We start from the raw sequence: 17040 nt of genomic DNA, 5'->3' as shown, positions 1-17040 counted from the left end.
GGATGCGTGCGGCCCTTCAAGCGTCCTGATCGCGGGGGCGCAATAAGCTGTCAACCGTCGGTACACGGGTATCACTTTCCATCTGGGCATCGTGCTCCAGTTGGTGGCTGAAGCGATCTAGCGAGCCCTTCGCCGGCTGGGCATCGCTGGAGAATACCGGTGGGCTGAGCACGTAAGCGGCAAGCAAACGGCTGAGGGATTTGAGGCTGTCGATATGCGTACGTTCATAGCCGTGTGTGGCGTCGCAGCCGAAGGCCAGCAGGGCGGTGCGGATGTCGTGGCCAGCGGTGACCGCCGACTGTGCGTCGCTGTGGTAGTAGCGAAACAAGTCGCGACGTACCGGGATTTCATTCTCGCTGGCCAGGCGCAGCAGTTGGCGTGACAGGTGATAGTCGTAAGGCCCGCCTGAGTCCTGCATGGCCACGCTGACGGTGTGTTCGCTGGACTGCTGGCCCGGCGCAACCGGGGCGATGTCGATGCCGACAAATTCGCTGACATCCCAGGGCAGGGCTGCTGCCGCACCAGAACCGACTTCCTCGGTGATGGTAAACAGCGGGTGGCAGTCGATCTCCGGTTCCAGGCCGCTCTCTTTGATGGCTTTGAGTGCGGTTAGCAGCGCCGCGACGCCGGCTTTGTCATCCAGGTGACGCGCGCTGATATGCCCACTCTCGGTAAACTCCGGCAGCGGATCGAAGGCGACAAAATCGCCCACCGAGATGCCCAGTGATTCGCAGTCAGCGCGGGTGCTGCAGTAAGCATCCAGGCGCAGTTCGACGTGGTCCCAGCTGATCGGCAATTGGTCCACGGCGGTATTGAAGGCGTGCCCCGAGGCCATCAGCGGCAGTACGCTGCCACGAATCACGCCCTGGTCGGTAAACACGCTGACACGGCTGCCTTCGGCGAAACGGCTCGACCAGCAACCGACTGCGGCCAAGCCCAGGCGACCGTTGTCCTGCAGTTCGCGGACGATCGCGCCAATGGTGTCCAGGTGCGCCGAGACCGCGCGATCCGGGCTGCTTTGCTTGCCTTTGAGGGTGCCGCGAATGGTACCGCGCCGGGTCATCTCGAAGGGAATGCCGATCTCCTCCAGGCGCTCGGCGACGTAACGCACGATGGTGTCGGTAAAGCCGGTGGGGCTGGGAATGGCGAGCATTTCCAGCAGCACCTTCTGCAGATAGACGAGGTCGGGCTCTGGGAGTTGTTGCATGGAGTCTCCTCTACGGCGATTGCGCCCCTCTGCCGCAGCCGGAGAGGGGCTGGGGAATGGGTTAGCTGGGTGGCTGGCTCAAGGGAAATAGCAGGTCGATAAAGCGCTCTGCCGTGGGTTGCGGCTGGTGGTTGGCCAGGCCTGCGCGCTCGTTGGCTTCGATAAACACGTACTTGGGCTGATCAGCGGCGGGTACCAGCAGGTCGAGGCCAACCACCGGGATGTCCAGAGCGCGGGCGGCTTTTACTGCGGCATCGGCCAGTACCGGGTGGAGGACGTCGGTGACGTCTTCCAGGCTGCCGCCGGTGTGCAGATTGGCTGTCTTGCGCACGGCTAGGCGCTGCCCGGCTGGTAGCACGCTGTCGTAGTCGACGCCGGCGGCATGCAAGGTGCGCAGGGTTTCGGCGTCTTTGGGGATGCGGCTCTCGCCCTCGGTGGCAGCCTGCCGGCGACGGCTCTGTGCGTCGATCAGCTCGCCGATGCTGTGCTGGCCGTCGCCGATCACTTCCGCTGGGCGGCGAATGGCGGCGGCCACGACGGCAAAGCCGATCACCAGAATGCGCAGATCAAAGCCTGGGTGAAAGCTTTCCAGCAGCACGCGGCTGTCAAAGGTGCTGGCGCGTTCAATGGCGTCCTGCACATCCAGCGGCGTGCGCAGGTCCACCGCTACGCCCTGGCCCTGTTCGCCATCCACCGGCTTGACCACTAGGCTGCCATGCTCGGCGAGAAACGCGGCGTTGTCCTCGGCGCTGCCGGCCAGGCGCTGGGCGGGCAGGTGCAAGCCAGCGCGAGCCAGAGTGCGATGGGTCAGGCGCTTGTTCTGACACAGGGTCATGCTGACCGCGCTGGTCAGGTCGCTCAAGGATTCCCGGCAGCGGATGCGCCGGCCACCGTGGCTCAAGGTGAACAGCCCGGCGTCGGCGTCGTCGACCTGCACTTCGATGCCGCGTCGCAGCGCTTCATCGACGATGATTCGCGCGTAAGGGTTCATCGGTGTATGCGGGCCAGGGCCGAGGAACAGGGCTTCGTTGATGCCGTTTTTGCGCTTGATGCTGAAGGTCTGCAGCTCGCGAAAGCCCAGCTTGGCGTACAGGCCCTTGGCCTGTTCGTTGTCATGCAGCACGGACAGATCCAGGTAGCTCAGGCCGCGGCTCATAAAGTGTTCGATCAGATGACGTACCAGCACCTCGCCGACGCCAGGTCGGCTGCAGCGTGGGTCGACCGCCAGGCACCACAGGCTGCTGCCGTGGTCCGGGTCCTGATAGGCCTTGTGGTGATTGAGGCCCATCACGCTGCCGATAACCGCGCCGCTGTCCTCATCCTCGGCCAGCCAATACACCGGCCCACCAAGGTGGCGCGGGGTGAGTTTGCCGGGGTCGATCGGCAGCATGCCGCGCAGTTGATACAGCTCATTGATCGCCTGCCAGTCCTCGGCATTCTGTGCCCGGCGCACTCGGTAACCGCGAAAGCCCCGGCGCGCTGGGCGGTAGTCGGTAAACCAAAGACGCAGCGTGTCGGAAGGGTCGAGAAACAGCTGCTGCGGGGCTTGCGCCAGCACCTGGTGCGGCGCGGCCACATACAGTGCGATATCGCGCTCGCCAGGCTGCTCGGTCAGCAGGTCGCTGGCCAGGGCGGCAGCATCCGGGTAGGTGTGGCCGAGCAGCAGGCGGCCCCAGCCGCAGTGCACGGCTTGCGGCTCGCTGCGCGGTGCGTTGTGGCCCTCGGCCAGGCGCGCCTGCAGGCGCTCGTAGGAGGGCGCTTGGCCGCGTAGCAGGCGTTGATTAAAGGCAGTGGCACGCATTGGAGGGGTTCCTTTGCCGTGAGCAGGTGGCGGATGCTGCGGTGGCGGGTGTGTACCCAGCCACTGCAGCGCTCTACAGGCCGTGTTCGTTCAACCAGAGATTCAGCGCGGCTAACTGCCACAGCTTGGAGCCGCGCAAGGGCGTCAGTTGACCGTGCGGGTCACTCAGTAAACGATCTAGCATGGCCGGGTTGAACAGGCCGCGATCCTGGCTGGGGTCGAGCAGCAGGTCACGCACCCAGCTGAGGGTGGCGCCTTCCAGGTGCTTGAGGCCAGGCACCGGGAAATACCCTTTGGGCCGGTCGATGACGGCGCTGGGGATCACCTTACGTGCCGCTTCCTTGAGCACATGCTTGCCGCCATCCGGTAGCTTGAAACGCCCAGGAATGCGCGCTGAGAGCTCTGTCAGGCGATAGTCGAGGAACGGCGTGCGCGCCTCCAGACCCCAGGCCATGGTCATGTTATCGACCCGTTTGACCGGGTCGTCGACCAGCATCACCGTGCTGTCCAGGCGCAGCGCCTTATCCACAGCGGCCACGGCGCCAGGCTGGGCGAAATGCTCACGAACAAAGTCGCCAGCCATGTCGCCGGTTAGCCAGGCGGGCTGCACGCAGGCGGCGTATTCGTCGTAATCACGGTCGAAGAACGCCGCGCGGTAAGCGCCGAAGGCATCCTCGGCAGCGTCCACCTGCGGATACCAGTGGTAGCCGGCGAACAGCTCATCGGCGCCCTGGCCGCTCTGCACCACCTTGCAGTGCTTGGCCACCTCGCGTGACAGCAGGTAGAAAGCGATGCAGTCGTGGCTGACCATCGGCTCGCTCATGGCGCGGAAGGCGGCGGGCAGCTGTTCGAGAATCTCGTGCTCGCCAATACGCAACTGATGATGACGGGTGGCGAAGTGCTCGGCGATCAGGTCGGAATACTGAAACTCGTCACCGCGTTCGCCGCCGGCATCCTGAAAGCCGATGGAGAAGGTCGACAGGTTGTCCACCCCGGCTTCACGCAGCAAGCCGACCAGCATGCTCGAGTCGACGCCGCCGGAGAGCAGTACGCCGACGTCCACGGCAGCGCGTTGGCGGATCGATACCGCCTCGCGCATGCCGTCGAGCACGCGCTCTTGCCATTCTTCCAGGCCGAAGGCGATTTCCTCGCGCTGCGGGCCGAATGTCAGGTTCCACCAGGTCTGCTGTTCACAGTTGCCTTGGGCGTCGATACGCATCCAGCTGGCCGGTGCCAGTTTCTCCACCCCAGCCAGCAGGGTGCGCGGTGCCGGCACCACGGCGTGGAAGTTCAGGTAGTGGTTGAGGGCGACGGGGTCGAGGGTTTTGCCGATGTCACCGCCAGCCAGTAGTGCGGGCAGGCTGGAGGCAAAGCGCAAGCGTTCGCCCGTGCGTGACAAATACAGTGGCTTGACCCCGAGGCGGTCGCGGGCGATGAACAGTTGCTGGCTGTCACGCTCCCAGATGGCGAAGGCGAACATGCCGTTGAGCTTGGGCAGCAGGTCGCTGCCCCAGGCGTGGTAGCCCTTGAGCAGCACTTCGCTGTCGCCACCGGAGAAGAAGCGATAGCCGAGGGCTTTCAGCTCTTCACGCAGTTCCGGGTAGTTGTAGATGGCGCCGTTAAACACCATCGTCAGGCCCAGCTCGCTGTCGATCATCGGCTGGCCAGACGCTTCGGCCAGGTCCATGATTTTCAGGCGGCGATGGCCGAGGGCTAGCGGGCCTTGGCTGAAGAAGCCGTGGGCATCGGGGCCGCGGGCGGTCATGTGGTGGGTGATTCGCTCGACTGCAGCCAGGTCGGCCGGTCGTTGATCAAAACGTAATTCTCCAGCGATTGCGCACATAATTCCTTACCGGTATTGCCGTTGGGGAGTGGTTCGGGGCTGCCGAACCTTTTACACCAAAACAAAATAATGCTTTCATGTCAAAGTTTTATATCGAATTAAAAGGCGTATATGGTCGATAAAAAGGTTTCTACTGAAATAGATTTGTCATCTATTTCGGCCTTCGAACTGCCGCTGTTTCAGGCCTTGCGGCGTTTGCAGCAGGCCGGGGAAGTACATGCCAAACGGCTCGGTCGCTTTGGTGGGCTGACGCCGATGCAATTGATGATTCTGCAGGTGTTGGCGGGAGAGACACGCCTGACGGCCAGCGACCTGAGTGGTCGTGTCAGCCTGACGGCTGCGACCCTGTCCGGCATGCTCGACAGGCTGGAGGAAAAGGGCCTGTTGCAACGTCAGCGTGATGATCAGGATCGCCGCCGGCAGTGGCTGCTGCTCAGTGAACAGGGCCGCACCCTGCTGCAACAGGCGCCGAGCCTGCTGCCGCCGGAGTTTGTCGCGCGCTTTGCCGGTTTGCAGGAATGGGAGCGGCACAGCCTGACTGCCGCGTTGTTACGCGCGGCGCAGCTGTGTGGGGAAATGGAGTAAAACGCCGCGCCTGGGACGGCGCGGGATTGAGCGAGGGCTAGCGCTGGGCGCTGAGTTTGGGCTGCTTGTACAGATCAATCAGCACCTGATCGAGAATCGACGAGGCGCCCCAGGGGCGTGGATCGTTGAGGATCGCTACCACGGCCCAGCTGTTGCCGTTGCTGTCGCGGCTGAAACCGGCGATGGCACGCACGTTGTTCAGCGTACCGGTCTTGATCCGCGCCTCGCCCACCAGTGGGGTGCGGTGCAGGCGTTTGCGCATGGTGCCGTCCATTGCCACCAGCGGCAGTGAGGCCATGAACTCAGCGGCGTAAGGGCTCTTCCAGGCCGCCTGCAGCAGGGTCGCCATTTCCCGCGCGCTGACCCGCTCGGCACGCGACAACCCGGAACCGTTCTCCATCACCAGGTGCGGCGCGGTGATGCCTTTGCGCGCGAGCCAGCTGCGAATCACTCGTTGCGCTGCCTTGCTGTCGTCCTGGTCGGCGGAGTTGCGAAACTGCGCGCCGAGGCTCAAGAACAGCTGCCGGGCCATGGTGTTGTTACTGTATTTGTTGATGTCGCGGATGATCTCGGTCAGGTCCGGGGAGTAGGCGCGGGCCAGCAGGCGGGCTTTCTCCGGCACTGGCGCAAGACGGTCCTTGCCCATGATGCTGCCGCCCAGTTCCTGCCAGATGGCGCGGATGGCGCCGGCGGCGTAGCCCGGGTGATCCAGCAGCGACAGGTAGGTCTGCGAGCTGCAGCCTTCGGCCAGTTTGCCGGTCACGATGACCGTGGTACCGTCAAATTCGGTGACCGGGTTGTAGCGGACATCCGGCCAGCCCGGGCATTTGGCTGCCGGCAGGGCTTTGACGCGGTTGTCGATGCGAATAGAGGCAATCGGCGGCTCGGCGGCGATATGCACCTTGCCACCCTCGGTGCGGGCGATAAAACGCAGCGCCTTGAGGTTGACCAGCAGTGAGTCGGGGGCCACCAAGAACGGCTTGTTGGCGTCGCCGCCGTCGTCATTGAAGCTGGGCAGCTGTGGCTGTACGAAGTGGCTGCGGTCGAGTACCAGGTCGCCCGTCACCTGCAGCACGCCGTTCGCACGCAGGTCGCGCATCATCAGCCAGAGCTTTTCCATGTTCAGCTTGGGGTCGCCGCCGCCCTTGAGGTACAGGTTGCCGTTAAGCACGCCGTTCTTCAGTTGGCCATCGGTGAAGAATTCGGTTTTCCACTGGTGGGTCGGGCCGAGCAGTTCAAGCGCTGCGTAGGTAGTGACCAGCTTCATGGTCGAAGCCGGGTTGACGGAGATGTCGGCATTGAAATAAGTGCTATTACCCGGGCCGTTGAGCGGCACGGTTACCACAGACAGTGACTGGCTGCTGATCTTGTTGGCTTTCAATGACTGTTGAACTTTGTTTGATAAGCCCGGGGTGGCGGCCGCCAGCGGCAGGCAAACAGGTAACAGCAGGCCGGCGATGGCCAGGTGACGTAGGCTTTTGATCATGGGCGACTCCCCTCTAACTGAGGGACAAAGGTGACGCGAGGCATCTAACGAGGTTCCGTCGCGGGTTGGGATAATGTTGGCAATTATGCCCCAAGACAGTTCCGGCTGAGTGGCAGTAAATGCGATTGGCCGGGCTTTTCTGCAGGCTATCGGTTGACCTGTCGTCTTCCAGACGGGCGCGTAGGCCGCGAAACTGCTAGAGTGCCGCGCGTTATCACTTTTGAGGATTGTTCCATGGCTACTAACCGTTCCCGCCGTCTGCGCAAAAAACTCTGCGTGGATGAATTCCAGGAGCTGGGCTTTGAGCTGAACCTGAACTTCAAACAAGACCTGAGCGATGCAGCCATCGACAGCTTCTTGGAAGATTTTCTGCGTGACGCGATGGTCGCTAACGGCCTGGGCTATGTCGGCGGCGATGACTTCGGTCTGGTATGCCTGTCCAAGCGTGGCTCGGTCAATGAAGAGCAGCGTGCAGCTGTTGAAGCCTGGCTGAAAGGCCGTGACGAGCTGGTAGATTTCACTGCCAGCCCGCTGATCGACGTCTGGTACCCAGACAACTCGATCAATCAGGCCTAAGACCTGTGAGCAGGGCATGCATCGCGCATGCCCTGTTGCTTCGCCCTTCTGCAATTCCCGTCAGTCGCTCAGTCCAGCCTTGGCCAGCAGCGCAGCGATATCAACCTGGTCAATTTGCTCACGGCGCAAAAAGCGTTCGGCGTATTGCAGGTAGATTTTCTCCCGCACGAACAGCCCGAACAGCTCGGGGTCGATGTGTGCCCCCTTGCACATGCCCGCCATGATGTTGAGTGATTCCGACAGCAGTTTGCCTTTCTTGTAAGGCCGATCCACCGCCGTCAGCGCTTCGAAGATGTCCGCAATCGCCATCATCCGTGCTGGCAGGCTCATGTCTTCACGCTTAAGGCGTTTGGGGTAGCCCGTGCCGTCCATTTTTTCGTGGTGACCACCGGCAATTTCAGCGACGTTGGCCAGGTGCGCAGGGAAGGGCAGGTGGCTGAGCATGCGGATGGTCTGCACCATATGGCCGTTGATGATGAAGCGCTCCTCATTGGTCAAGGTGCCGCGTCCAATACCGAGGTTATACAGCTCGCCGCGATTGTGTTTGTAGTGTGGTATGTCCAGCTTGAAACCCCAGGGGTTGTCCTCGGCGATCAGTTCACTCTCAGGGCGCTCGATCAGGTGTTCGGGTTTGTCGCTTAGAAGCGTTTCCTGCACCGGTAAGGGCTGCGCCGGTGTACGTGATTGGCGCAGGTTTTCTTCCCAGGACACTCCCAGGCGATCATCCAAAGTGCGCGCCCAGGTGCGCGCGCCGATGCGGCGCAGGCATTCAAGATCGGCTTCGGCCATGGCTTCACCGCCCAGGTTGCAGCGGGCGATAAAGGCAAATTCGTCATCCAGAGTGGTGAGCAGCTCATCGCGCTCCTGGGCGAGGTTCGCAGCATCGCCACCCTGGCTGAGGTTCTCCCAGTAGCTGATCCAGGCATCGCGCTTGAGCACTTCGAAGCGCATGCGCACCTCGTGGATACGATCACAGATGGTTTCCAGCTTGGTGGCTTTATCCACCACGTATTCGGGCACAGTGACCTTGCCACAGTCATGCAGCCAGGCGGCGATATGCAGGGCTTCCCATTCTTCTTCACTGGGTTGGTAATCGCGGAATGCGGCTTCTTCGCTGGCTTCAGCCGCGCGGGCGAGCATCAGGGTAAGTTCTGGTACACGCTGGCAGTGGCCGCCGGTGTAGGGGCTTTTGGCGTCGATGGCGCCAGCGATCAATTGGATAAAGGCGTCGAGCAGTTTCTTTTGTTGATCGAGCAGGCGCTGGCTCTCAATGCACAGCGCCGCGACGCCGGAAACAGCCTCGACAAAGGCAATGCGCTCGGGGCGTAGCATGGCCAGGTCTGTTTCGTCACCGCTGTCGCGGTGCAGCAGTACCAGCACACCCAATGTCTGACCCTGGCGGTTGTGCAGGCCGGTGCAGACCAGGTGCGCACGCGGGCTGTCGAGGGTATGCAGCAGGCTCTGGAAACCCTGCGCATGCTCGAACCCCAGCGCCACGGTGACGCTGGTGCCGCCGGTGGCCGTTTGCGCTAACCAGCTGGGCAGGGCGGGGTCATCGGGGTCGAAACTCGGGATACGGTGTTCTTCCAGGTTGTGTTGCTGCTCGTTGATAAATAGGCCGTACGGCTCCAAGCGGCCGCTGCTGCTGTCGCGCAAATACAGCAGGCCACCGCTGGCTTCGCTGAGGTCGACGGTTTCACGCAGCACCCGGCGTAGCAAGGCATCGAAACGGGTTTCCGCTGAAAGCGTGGCGGTGATGTCGAGGAAACTGGAGATGGTGTCCTTCATCTTTCCCATCGACACGGCCAACTGGTCGACTTCCTTGACGAAGGAGCGGCCGCTGGCCGGGTAATCGAAATTGAAACTGCGAATGGCTTCGGCCTCGCCCACCAGCAAGCGCAACGGTTTGACCAGAATATTGGAAAGCAGCCAGCCCAGCGGTATGCATAAAAGCAGAATGCACAAGGTCAGTACCGCGCCCTGCCAGCGGATGCGGTAGGCATCCGCCAGCAGCTCGCTTTCCGGGGCCAGCAGGGCCAGGCGCAATCCCTGCGGGCCACCTTCGCTGAACTGGCTGTAAGAAATCTGCCAGCGCTGTTTATTCAGGCGCACGGAGCCTTGGCGATCCGCGTCGAGCCCGAGGCTGAGAAAGTCGGCCAGCACTGGGCTGAGGTCTTTGACTTGCGCCAGTTGCAGTGTTTCTCCTGGGATTACCAGGCGCGCGCTGTCCGGGTATGCAACCGCGCTGCCATCGGGGCTGTACAGCACCACTTCGGTAGAGGGGGTCAGGCGGTGTTCGGCCAGGGTGGCGGACAGGTCATCAAGGGTCAGGTCGGCCCCCACCACTGTGGTTTCAGTGCTTTTGCGAGCCAGGGTGGTGCCAATTTCTCCCGTGGAGAAGAAGGCATAGGGCGCGGTGGTGAAGTGCTCAGTGCTCTGCAGAGCACCGTTGTACCAGGGGCGAGTGCGCGGGTCATAGGTTTCTTTAAGGTTCTGCCGCCGGCTAATCGGTTGCAGTTGTTTGTCGAAGAACAGGTATTCGGAGTCCAGGCGTTGTTCACTGATGCGGTCGATGCTCCACACTTGATAGGCCGCATTGTCGGGTGCGAAGAAGATCTGCCGCAGTTTCTCGCTGCGCAGTGGGCGCACCATAAAGAAACTGCCATCGCCATAGCCGACATAGATTGAAGCCAGCTTGGGGTTGTCGCGCAGCGCCTGGCTGAAAATCGGCAGCATGACCATCCGTTCGTGGCGGTCGCGACCACTAAGCTGCTCGTTGCGCGCGAGCAGGTTGATCATGTTACGAATCGGTTGGTAGGTATTGCGCAGACTCGCCTGCACTTCTTTGCGCATCTGGGTGAACAGCTGGTCGCTGCTGCTGAGGATAATCTTGCTGGTCTGCTGGTAGTTGAAGTACCCCAGCACCACCCCGGAGCCCAGCAAAAGCAGGGTAAACAGCACGCTGATATGGATATGGAGCGGAAAACGTCGTTCCTTAGACCTTGCTGTCTGCTGCATCCGCGCATGTCCTTTTATGCCTTGGCCAAGCGCAAAGCATAGTGGAGCGTTGTGCGTTTTGCCGTGGCGCGAACACAGGTTTCTTGCGCTGCAACAGCTCTAGATTGGGCCTGTGCTGTGCTTGATTTTTTGCAGATTGTTTCGATGATCTAGCCAGCGCTCCAGGCCATACACCAGCAGCGCTACCAGCAATGCCAGGGCCACGCCAAGCAGGCTGTTGAACAAGCGCACCTGAGGCAGCTGCCAGTCATGCGCCAGGCTTTCGGCCAGCAACACGAAGCACACCGTCGTCTGCAGCACAAACAGGCCGTAATGGTTGGCCTGCAGGGCACGGCTAAGGGCGATCAGCGGTAGCAGTGTGGCGACCATCAGTGCCGGGTTTTGCATGCTGTGACCGAGCAGGATCAGCAGTGCTGCGGCGCCCAGGCTGGCGAGGATCGATTGCACGGCCCTTACCAGACTGCCCTGGAAGTCCAGCTGCAGGGTGGTCACTACAGTCAGTGTCAGCCAGTAGCCACGGTGCAACTCAGCCAGGTTGACGATCAGCCCGGAGAGGGCAAACGCCAAGGTGCAACCCAGTGCATGCAGGCGCCACTTTTGCTGTGGCAGGCGCTTGGCGTGGCGTTTGAGTACCTTGAAGATGCTGATAAAACGCGGCATATACGGCCACATGCGCAAGCCATGCATACCGCGCAGGCCGAAGGCCAGCAGCATCACCCAAAGTCCACCGAGGATGAACAGCATGGCAATGGCATACGGGTTGTTTAGCGAGCCCAGGCCCTGCTGACCGTGGCCGAGGCACAGACAGATGGCCAGGCCGATGCCTAGCTTGCCGGCTTCGCTGCCAAAGCGCTGCAGCCAGGCGAGCAAGAAACCAAACACCGCGAACACCAGCAAGCTGGCATACGGATGGCTGGCTGACCAGAAGCCCAACCCGGCGCTACAGGCGCCCAGGCCGCAGAGCATCAACATGCGCAGCATACCCAGGCGGTGCAGCGGGTTGGCCTGGGCAGCCTGGAAGGCACCTGCCGAAGCCCAGAGAAAACCCGGGTGAGCGCTGAACAGCCCGAGCAGCAGCGGCAGTGCACAGCCGAAGCCGGCAACCATCGCGGGGCCCCAGGCGGGCGGCCCGGCATGCCAGCTGAAGGTTTGTCGCAATAGGCTCGTCATGGCTTATACCGGGCTTGAGCGGCCCGTCATCTCGCGGGCCATTTCAGTAGCGTAGCTGTCAGTCATGCCGGCGATAAAGTCGATCATGCGCAGGAATGAGCGGTACAGCGGCCAGCTTGGGTCGGGTGCGTTTTTACCGAGCAGGTCAAGGATGCGTCGGTTCTTGAACGACGGTGTGCGTCCGCCATGCTGCTCCAGCGCTGCGCCGCAGAAGGCATTTAGCAGGATTTCCAGGGTGGTGTAGGCGCCGATCTCATGCAGGGTTTTGCGCTTGTCCTGAAAGATTTTCCGTCGGGCCATGTCCTTGGCACTTTGCACACAGCGCTTGGCGGTGCCGTGCATGTGCTCGACCAGATCACCCTGCAAGGTGCCGGCGAGCAGGGCATCCTGCTGTTCGACAAACGCTTCGGCGGCGGCATTGGTCAGGTGTTCGATGGCTTTGCCGCGCAGGATCGCCAGCTTGCGCCGCCGAGAATCGTCGGGGCCGAGCTGGCGATAGGTTTCTGGCAGGTCATCGCCGACTAGGTCGAGCAGCAGCGCCTCGACTTCGCTGTAATCGAGAAGCTCCATTTCCAGACCGTCTTCCAGGTCAATCAGGCCGTAGCAGATGTCATCTGCTGCCTCCATCAGATAGACCAGTGGATGACGCGCCCAGCGCTGTTCTTCCAGTTGCGGCAAGCCGAGTTTACTGGCGATCTGCTCAAGCAGCGGCAACTCGCTCTGGTAGCAGCCGAACTTGTGCTTCTTGTAGCCCAGCGCTTCGGCGTGACGTGCGGTCCAGGGGTATTTCAGGTAGGTGCCGAGCGTCGCGTAAGTCAGCCGGGTACCACCGTCGAACTGGTGGTATTCCAGCTGGGTGAGTACACGAAAGCCCTGGGCATTACCCTCGAAACTGAGAAAGTCACCGCGCTCGGCCGCACTCATCGAGTCCAGCCAGCCGCGTCCGGCGGCCTGCTGGAACCAGTGGCGGATGGCGTCTTCGCCAGAGTGGCCGAAAGGTGGATTGCCGATGTCGTGGGCCAGGCAGGCGGACTGCACGACCATGCCCAGGTCACTCGGCTCGCACCAGTCCGGCAGGGCATCGCGGATCATCTCGCCAACGCGCATGCCCAGCGAGCGGCCCACGCAGCTGACTTCCAGCGAGTGGGTCAGGCGGGTGTGGATATGGTCGTTGCTGGAGACCGGGTGCACCTGGGTCTTACGGCCTAGGCGGCGGAAGGCGCCGGAGAAGATGATGCGGTCATGGTCTTTGTGAAACGGGGTGCGGCCTAGTTCGACGACGCTGTGCGTCGGCTTGCCGAGTCGTTCACGGTTGAGCAGGGTTTGCCAATCCAAGGGTTGTCCTCGCCGTTACCTGGCTGTGGCAGCTAGCTTCGGGGTTCTAAGCCGATGATGCAAGGCGTGCGGCCCTATGCAGTCAAAACCCCGCTGCGTCGATATCGATCAGCAGCAGCCGTTTGCCGTTGTCGATGAATTGCCCGGCGGTCAGGCAGTACTGATTGGTGGTGGCATCACGGTAGGTGCTGGAGAGAATCAGCCGGCGTTCTTCCCAGCCTTCGGCCAGCAGTTGATAGAAATAGGGGCGCCATGACCAGTTATGCCCGACGTAACGCGCATCGCTGTGCCAGCTGTGCTCGCGCCACTCCAGGTTGGCGGTCAGCTGGGTGCCGTGGCGGTCGCATTGGTAGATGCGCAGCAGCCATGGGTAGGCGTGCGGTTGCGGTAGCTGATCGGGCTGTGAGCCGCTTTCAATCCAGGTCTTGAAGCTGTTCATCAGCTCACCGAGCTGCTGGCGCAGGGTCATCAGTCGCGCGCGTTCGGCGAGTTTTTGCTGCACATAGTGGTCGCGCAGCTGGGCAAAGCGTTTGACGAATGCGCTGCTGCTGAAAAAGGCCTCTTCGGGTTTGGCAAACAGATAGCCCTGCACATAACGCGCGCCGCACTCCAGGGCGAAATCCAGCTCTGCCTCGGTCTCCACGCCTTCTGCAATGATCCAGCAGCCGGTCTTTTCTGCCATCTGCGCCAGCGCCTTGACGATCTCGCTGCTTGGCCCGCCACGGGCGGCTTGCTGAAACAGGCGCATGTCCAGCTTGAGGATGTCCGGCTGCAGGGCCAGTACGCGGTCGAGCTGCGAGTAGCCTGCACCGAAATCGTCGATGGCGATGCGTGCGCCGGCTTCTCGATAGCGTTCCACCACGCCCGGCAGGCGTGAGCTGGCGCCGCCCAGTTCGGTGATTTCAAAGACGATACGTGCAGGGTCAATGCCACTGCGTTGCAGCTGTTTGAGGCTGGGCAAGGCTTGTTCAGGGCGCAGCCGGCTGATCCAGCGTGGCGAGATATTCAGGCTGAGAAACCAGTCTTGCGGGGCTTCATGAAAGCGCTTCAGAGCTTGTTCACGGACTTCGCGATCAAGGCGGCGCAGCGCGGTAGGCGGGGTTTTCGGGTCACTGAACAATGGGCCTGCGGAGTGCAGCTGGCCATCAGCGCTGCGCAGGCGCGCCAGTGCTTCGACACCGGCAATACGTCCGGTGGCGGTATCGATAAAAGGTTGAAAAACAGCAAGCGGTTGACCGTTGAACACTGCGCAGTTCCTTAGCCAGGCAGACGCCCCGGTGGGCGGCGAAGCCAGGTGACTAAGCAAGATCGTGGCCAGTTTAATCCCCTGCGCGGGTATCTTTAGTCGTGTCGGCGGATGTGTCTGGGCGTCGCGGCGGATTGCGCCGCAGCAGCGGGAAGGCGATCAGGGCGATACGCAGCCAACGGCGCCAGTGGCCACGGCGAATGCCGACGGTAGCCAGCAGCAGTGCGCCGCCAGCGACCCAAAGCGGTGCGTTGCTATTGCCCAGTTCTTCACGCCAGTGGTTGCGCCAGTACTGTGCCTGCCGCAGTGGTTGCAGCATCACCAGGGTTTCATGGCGCAGTTCCTGGCGGTGCATTTGCAGACGCATGCGCAGCAGGGTTTTGCGCAGCTCGCGGCGCGAGGCCTTGGCGGGTAGCTCGGGCATAGTCATGGCAGCAGTTGCTCACGGTCACGGGCCAGTTCTTCAAGGCTGGCGCTGAAGGGGGCTGGAGCATTGCGTACACGCTGCAACAGCGTGAACAGGGTGCCCAGCAGGCCCAGTGCATAGAAGCCACACAGGGCGCTGATAACCAGCAGGCGGTGCGTCTCCCAGAAGGCAACCAGCAACGCAGCCGACAGGCCGATGATCAGCAGCAGACCGAACAGCAAACTCAGGCTGGTCAGCACCAGCAGGCTGAGGGTGTGGCTTTGCTGCTCTTTAAGCTCTTCGCCAAACAGCGCGATATGGCCCTGCAATAACCCCAGCAAGGCGCTGGCAAATCGCCGTGGCGAACTGCCGCGACTTGGCGGGGTGGGCGGTGTTGCATCCATTAAGGTTTCTCTTTAGCGCCGGGTAATCAGCATGCCCAATAGCAGGCCAATGGCGGCAGCAATACCGAGGGTCTGCCATGGGTGAGTCTGCACATAGCCTTCGGTGGCTTCAATAGCCGCCTTGCCGCGGGCATGCAGTGCGTCTTCGGCGTTGTGCAGGGTACTGCGCGCACGGCCCAGGCTGCTGCGGATCTGCTCGCGCAGCTCTTCGGCCTGCTCGCCGGCGAGGCTGGCGGAATGCTGCAACAAGCTTTCGGTGTCGCGTACCAGCGCCTGGAACTCGTCGAGTAACTGATCCGAGCTGGACGATACGGGGGTCTTACGAGCCATGGTGTCTCTCCTTATGACGGGGCAGTGTAGGGGGTTCGAGTCCTCTGCGGGGCAGTGGTTCCTTTTTTCTTTGGTGCAGGACGGATGCAGCCGACTGATCGGCTGGTACAGCGCTTGCATTGCGCTGGTGCGCGCCCTTGCAGATGCGCTCCTTTATGGGGCTGTGAGGGTTCTGGCCAGGACGCCGTGGTGCATCAATAACTTATTAATAACTATGGAATAAGTACTTCGAGGCAAGGTTCAGTCAGCACCGGCTTGGTGCTGTACAGCCTGGGCCTCGGCAAGCTGGATCATGATGAGTGCCGCTATATGGTGCGTATTTATTGGTTTGTGATCCGCTTTGGTGCTTTTTCCCCGCGACGGAGTTTTCTTCGCAGATGGAAAACATCAACAGTGCTGTGGAAACCCTGATTCACGGCTCCAATACCTTGTTTATCCTGCTCGGCGCCGTGATGGTGCTGGCCATGCATGCTGGCTTTGCCTTTCTTGAAGTGGGGACGGTCAGGCAGAAGAATCAGGTCAACGCCTTGTCGAAGATCATCTCCGACTTTGCCGTGTCGGCCTTGGCCTATTTCTTTGTTGGCTACTGGATTGCCTACGGCGTGACCTTCCTAGAGCCTGCCAGCGTGCTGACGGAAGGCAACGGCTATGCGCTGGTGAAGTTCTTCTTTCTGCTGACTTTCGCGGCGGCCATCCCGGCGATTATTTCCGGTGGTATCGCCGAGCGCGCCAAGTTCGGCCCGCAGCTGTGTGCCACAGTGCTGATCGTGGCCTTTATCTACCCCTTCTTCGAGGGGATGATCTGGAACGGCAACTACGGCGTCCAGGCTTGGCTTGAGGCGCAGTTTGGCGCCACCTTCCATGACTTTGCCGGCTCGGTGGTGGTGCATGCGATGGGTGGCTGGCTGGCCTTTGGCGCGGTGATCCTGCTGGGGCGCCGTAACGGGCGTTACCGTGATGGCCGCTTGGTTGCTTTTGCCCCGTCAAATATTCCGTTCTTGGCGCTGGGTTCGTGGATTCTGATCATCGGCTGGTTCGGCTTCAACGTGATGAGCGCACAGACCCTGGGCAGCGTCAGTGGTCTGGTGGCGGTCAACACCCTGATGGCGATGGTCGGCGGTACGGTGGCGGCTTTGCTTGTTGGTCGTAACGACCCAGGCTTCCTGCACAACGGTCCGCTGGCTGGCCTGGTGGCGGTGTGTGCCGGTTCCGATCTGATGCACCCGGTTGGCGCTCTGGTTACTGGCGCGATTGCCGGTGCGTTGTTCGTCTGGGCGTTTACCGCGACCCAAGTGAAATGGAAGATCGACGACGTGCTCGGGGTTTGGCCGCTACACGGTCTGTGCGGCGTGTGGGGCGGTATTGCCTGCGGCATCTTCGGCCAAGAGATGTTGGGCGGCCTGGGCGGCGTCAGCCTGGCCAGCCAGTTTGTCGGCACCGCGCTGGGCGTGGTGGTGGCCTTGATTGGCGGCGTACTGGTTTATGGTGTGCTGAAGGCTACCGTGGGTATTCGCCTGAGCCAGGAGGAGGAGTACTACGGTGCTGACCTCTCGGTGCATAAGATTGGCGCTGTCAGCCAGGATTGATCGCTGAGCGTTAATGCAAAAGGCCCGGACAATATCCGGGCCTTTTT

Annotated in this window: 14 protein-coding genes; 3 read left to right on the top strand and 11 right to left on the bottom strand. The window is 61.7% G+C overall.

From position 1 onward, the window contains the following. Positions 1-16 precede the first annotated feature (16 nt). The 3 genes from ALTER154_RS01565 to ALTER154_RS01555 all read right to left on the bottom strand — a co-directional run bounded on the left by ALTER154_RS01565 (position 17) and on the right by ALTER154_RS01555 (position 4851). Positions 17-1207 carry an osmoprotectant NAGGN system M42 family peptidase gene (locus ALTER154_RS01565; protein WP_160084976.1) on the bottom strand — a complete coding sequence of 397 codons (1191 nt, stop codon included), beginning with the start codon at positions 1205-1207 and terminating at the stop codon, positions 17-19. A gap of 61 nt (positions 1208-1268) precedes the next feature. Further along, on the bottom strand, positions 1269-3008 hold the full coding sequence (gene ngg / locus ALTER154_RS01560) for an N-acetylglutaminylglutamine synthetase (RefSeq protein ID WP_160084975.1): 1740 nt from the start codon (positions 3006-3008) through the stop codon (positions 1269-1271). Between the two features lie 73 nt (positions 3009-3081). Further along, on the bottom strand, positions 3082-4851 hold the full coding sequence (locus ALTER154_RS01555) for an N-acetylglutaminylglutamine amidotransferase (protein ID WP_160084973.1): 1770 nt from the start codon (positions 4849-4851) through the stop codon (positions 3082-3084). A gap of 111 nt (positions 4852-4962) precedes the next feature. Between ALTER154_RS01555 and ALTER154_RS01550 the strand changes: the two genes are divergently transcribed. Further along, positions 4963-5436: a MarR family winged helix-turn-helix transcriptional regulator gene (locus ALTER154_RS01550; RefSeq protein WP_160084971.1), complete on the top strand. Its 474-nt coding sequence runs from the start codon at positions 4963-4965 to the stop codon at positions 5434-5436. A 37-nt stretch (positions 5437-5473) separates the two neighbouring features. Here the strand turns inward: ALTER154_RS01550 and dacB are convergent, their stop codons facing one another. After that, a complete protein-coding gene (gene dacB / locus ALTER154_RS01545; protein WP_090248117.1) occupies positions 5474-6922 on the bottom strand; it encodes a D-alanyl-D-alanine carboxypeptidase/D-alanyl-D-alanine-endopeptidase in 1449 nt (482 codons plus the stop codon). 234 nt (positions 6923-7156) lie between these two features. Between dacB and ALTER154_RS01540 the strand changes: the two genes are divergently transcribed. Further along, positions 7157-7498: a YggL family protein gene (locus ALTER154_RS01540; RefSeq protein ID WP_090248116.1), complete on the top strand. Its 342-nt coding sequence runs from the start codon at positions 7157-7159 to the stop codon at positions 7496-7498. A gap of 60 nt (positions 7499-7558) precedes the next feature. Here ALTER154_RS01540 and ALTER154_RS01535 read toward each other — a convergent pair whose 3' ends face one another. From ALTER154_RS01535 to ALTER154_RS01505, 7 genes are all read right to left on the bottom strand, one after another. Beyond that, on the bottom strand, positions 7559-10516 hold the full coding sequence (locus ALTER154_RS01535) for an HD domain-containing phosphohydrolase (RefSeq protein ID WP_160084970.1): 2958 nt from the start codon (positions 10514-10516) through the stop codon (positions 7559-7561). Positions 10517-10615: 99 nt separating this feature from the next. Beyond that, positions 10616-11686: an FUSC family protein gene (locus ALTER154_RS01530; protein ID WP_160084969.1), complete on the bottom strand. Its 1071-nt coding sequence runs from the start codon at positions 11684-11686 to the stop codon at positions 10616-10618. 3 nt (positions 11687-11689) lie between these two features. Beyond that, positions 11690-13021, bottom strand: coding sequence for a deoxyguanosinetriphosphate triphosphohydrolase (locus ALTER154_RS01525; RefSeq protein ID WP_160084968.1), 1332 nt, complete (start codon positions 13019-13021; stop codon positions 11690-11692). 82 nt (positions 13022-13103) lie between these two features. Next, the gene (locus ALTER154_RS01520; protein WP_160084967.1) at positions 13104-14267 is read right to left on the bottom strand and encodes an EAL domain-containing protein; all 1164 of its coding nucleotides are present in this window, start codon (positions 14265-14267) and stop codon (positions 13104-13106) included. Positions 14268-14340: 73 nt separating this feature from the next. Next, on the bottom strand, positions 14341-14697 hold the full coding sequence (locus ALTER154_RS01515) for a hypothetical protein (protein WP_160084965.1): 357 nt from the start codon (positions 14695-14697) through the stop codon (positions 14341-14343). Then, on the bottom strand, positions 14694-15077 hold the full coding sequence (locus tag ALTER154_RS01510; protein WP_160084964.1) for a phage holin family protein: 384 nt from the start codon (positions 15075-15077) through the stop codon (positions 14694-14696). Before ALTER154_RS01510 ends, ALTER154_RS01515 begins: the two co-directional genes overlap by 4 nt. A 12-nt stretch (positions 15078-15089) precedes the next feature. Further along, the gene (locus tag ALTER154_RS01505) at positions 15090-15407 is read right to left on the bottom strand and encodes a YqjD family protein (protein WP_090248105.1); all 318 of its coding nucleotides are present in this window, start codon (positions 15405-15407) and stop codon (positions 15090-15092) included. Between the two features lie 377 nt (positions 15408-15784). Between ALTER154_RS01505 and ALTER154_RS01500 the strand changes: the two genes are divergently transcribed. Continuing rightward, positions 15785-16993 (top strand): ammonium transporter, encoded by a 1209-nt coding sequence (locus tag ALTER154_RS01500; protein WP_108487423.1) that lies wholly within the window; start codon positions 15785-15787, stop codon positions 16991-16993. The last annotated feature ends 47 nt before the right edge of the window (positions 16994-17040 follow it).

It is taken from the genome of Pseudomonas sp. 9AZ, from assembly GCF_902506525.1.
Classification (GTDB): domain Bacteria; phylum Pseudomonadota; class Gammaproteobacteria; order Pseudomonadales; family Pseudomonadaceae; genus Aquipseudomonas; species Aquipseudomonas peli.
This window is presented reverse-complemented; position numbering and strand designations above follow the sequence as displayed.